This window comes from Lutispora sp. (assembly GCF_041687175.1).
In the GTDB taxonomy this organism is placed as follows: Bacteria; Bacillota; Clostridia; order Lutisporales; family Lutisporaceae; genus Lutispora.
This window is the reverse complement of record NZ_JAWLCK010000215.1, coordinates 1-2,673: the sequence shown is the minus strand read 5'-3', so window position 1 is coordinate 2,673 and position 2,673 is coordinate 1. Positions and strand designations below refer to the sequence as shown.

At 37.3% G+C, this 2,673-nt stretch carries 2 protein-coding genes and 1 pseudogene; all 3 read right to left on the bottom strand.

All coding sequences use genetic code 11. From position 1 onward, the window contains the following. Nucleotides 1-807, bottom strand: an 807-nt coding sequence (locus ACESM9_RS15455; protein WP_373000784.1) for a BCCT family transporter, incomplete at its 3' end; no start/stop codon positions are given. 83 nt (nucleotides 808-890) lie between these two features. Continuing rightward, complete coding sequence (gene hutH, locus ACESM9_RS15450) at nucleotides 891-2,402, bottom strand: histidine ammonia-lyase (RefSeq protein WP_373000781.1); 1,512 nt, start codon at nucleotides 2,400-2,402, stop codon at nucleotides 891-893. Nucleotides 2,403-2,471: 69 nt separating this feature from the next. Beyond that, nucleotides 2,472-2,673: pseudogene (locus ACESM9_RS15445) on the bottom strand (hypothetical protein); the annotation flags it as partial.

Genomic DNA, 2,673 nt, shown 5'->3' with positions numbered 1-2,673 from the left:
TGCTATTTTCTTCATTCCTTTATCCAATCCCACATATGAGGAGAAGGTATATAAGAATATAATTACAATACCAGTAATTATAAACAAGGGTAAGGTCTTCTCAACTCCATATGAATAGTGCAAACCGCTTGTCAAAAGTGTTATGCACATTGTTAAACCTGAGGTTAAGCCAAGTGTTATTGCCAGCATTGACAACGTATCTATAACATTTGCCCAAACACCTTTTGTTACTTTTTCTCCAAATAATGGTTTAAGTGTTGAGGTTACTGCAAGTCTTTCCTTTTTATTGAAATAAACATATGCTACTGCTAGTCCAGTTAGAGTATACATTGCATAGGGTATAAAAGTCCAATTGTAGAAGGTTCTTCCCATTGCAAACCTTGCAGCTTCCGCTGTTAATGGAGCTATCCCCAATCCATCTAACTCTCCCCATACATTGCCAAAGTATATGAGTGGCTCATTAACACCCCATGTTACAATTCCGGTAGCTACACCGCCGGTTAATGCCATGGCAAACCATGTCCAAAACTTATATTTTGGTTGAGCATCTTTACCGCCGATACGAACATTACCCAGCTTTGAAAACATGATTACACATACAACTATGAGTCCTACGATACTTGCAATCTGGTATAGCCATCCAAATGTGTCCAATGACCAGTAGAAAAATGCCCAGGCTGCCTTAGCTAAGGCGGTATTGCTTACCATACCTAATATTGCGGCACCAGCTACAAAGATAAAGGCTGGTAAAAAGACCCCCATTCTTAGTTCTTTTTTGTCCTTTAATTTTGGATCAATGGATAACATATTTTCACTCCTTTATTTATATTTTAAAAATACAAATTAAATTGTATTTTTAAGCCAATGATTATTATTTAGAGCAGCGAATACTATTTAGCATTGTTTATTATGTTCATCAGTACATCAGATTTTATAAATTCATATGCCTTCTTAATATCAATGCTTAAATTTCTGTCTTTATCCAGGAATGGTACAACTTTTCTAAATTCCTCGTGGGCTAATCTTGTTACTTTCCCTAGTTCAATATCTCCCCTTAGGTCTATTGCCTGAGCAGCATGCATTGCTTCAATACCTATGATATATCTTATATTGTCTATAATTTTAAATACTTTGTCTGCCGCTAAAGGCAAATTGCTGGCGTGATCTTCTATGCTTCCTGCCACCGCGAAAAAGTCCATGGATGATGGATTAGCAAGCATTCTGTTTTCTGTATCCAGGTAAGTAAAGATTTTTTGTATAGTACCATATGCTATGGTCTTAATATCACAAGGAGTCAGGAATCTTGTTAATTTTGTAAACTCCGGATCTGCCAGCTTAATCAATCTGTAGCAGGAAGCTTTAGATAGATGATTTAATGCATTAGCCAACATTTCCACTGCCACCGCCAGGGTTGTAGTCTCGAAATTTGAGCTTACTTGTGTTCTATCTTCGTCATAAATTATACACGGATTATCATCAGTGGAATTGATCTGTATCAGGAATATTTCTTTTATAAAGTTCAAAACATCAAGAACTGTACCGCTTATTGTATGGGCACCTCTGAAGCTTAAAGGATCTTGCAAGGCTCTATCCTTGTGTGGTTTATATAAATAGCTTCCTTCTAGAAATTTACGGCACTCTCTTGCGCATTCTATTTGCCCCTTCAGGCCCCTAAGTTTATTTACCTTCTCGTCCAATGAGCCTACTACTCCATTTAGGCCTTCCATGCTCATGCAGTATATCAGATTTGACATATGAACCAAATCTTCTGCTTCCTTAATCAATATATAGGCCATAGCCTCTCCTTCAGCATTTGAAGAAACTATGCTCAATCCGTCTTTGGGTCCTAAAATAGCAGGTTCTATATCTTCTTTCTTAAGAGCCTCTATTGATGGCATTATCTCTCCTTTGTAACTAACTTCCCATTCCCCAATAAAGCATAGGCCAATATGAGATAGAGTTGTAATGTCAGCCTCACCTATAGATCCTCTTCTGGGAATTCTGGGATGAATGCCTCTGTTCAAAAATTCCTTGTATAGATTCATTATCTCAACAGATATGCCAGTAGAGCCTGCCAATGCATGATTAAGTCTTAATAGCAATATGGCTCTTACTTCTTTATCATCATGATAAGGCTCCACTCCTAAACTATGGCTGTACAATAAATTCCTATTATATTGTTCAAAAAAGTCCTTATCAAACTCCTTGTCTTTATTCCAGCCTACGCCTCTATTCAAACCGTATACAGGTTCACCTTTCGCTGCTAAGTCAAACAATATCTGGCGAGCATGAGCTACTCTTTTTATAGCTTCTTCTTCAATCTCTACCATTCGATTGTTATAGACTACCTCGTAAATCTCATCTAATGTCAAGTTTTTACCATCTAACACTACTTTCTCCATAAAATCAGAGGCCTCCTTATTATCTAAATTTTATATGCCTAAGAAGGTATAAACTGTTAATTTACATATTTAACCTTCTATAGCTGCCAAAACTTTTTCAGGAGTTAATGGCAAAGAAGAAAGCCTTGTTCCTAAAGCATCATTCACCGCATTGACTATGGCAGGTGCCACTGGTACAGTACAAAGTTCTCCAATACTCTTAGCACCATAGGGTCCATAATCTTCTCCTTCTTCAATCAACAGGGTTTTAACCCTCGGCATATCTGGTGCA

Coding starts and splice junctions, on each gene's coding strand:
- hutH (WP_373000781.1), bottom strand. CDS start 2,402: ATGGAGAAAGTAGTGTTAGATGGTAAAAACTTGACATTAGATGAGATT.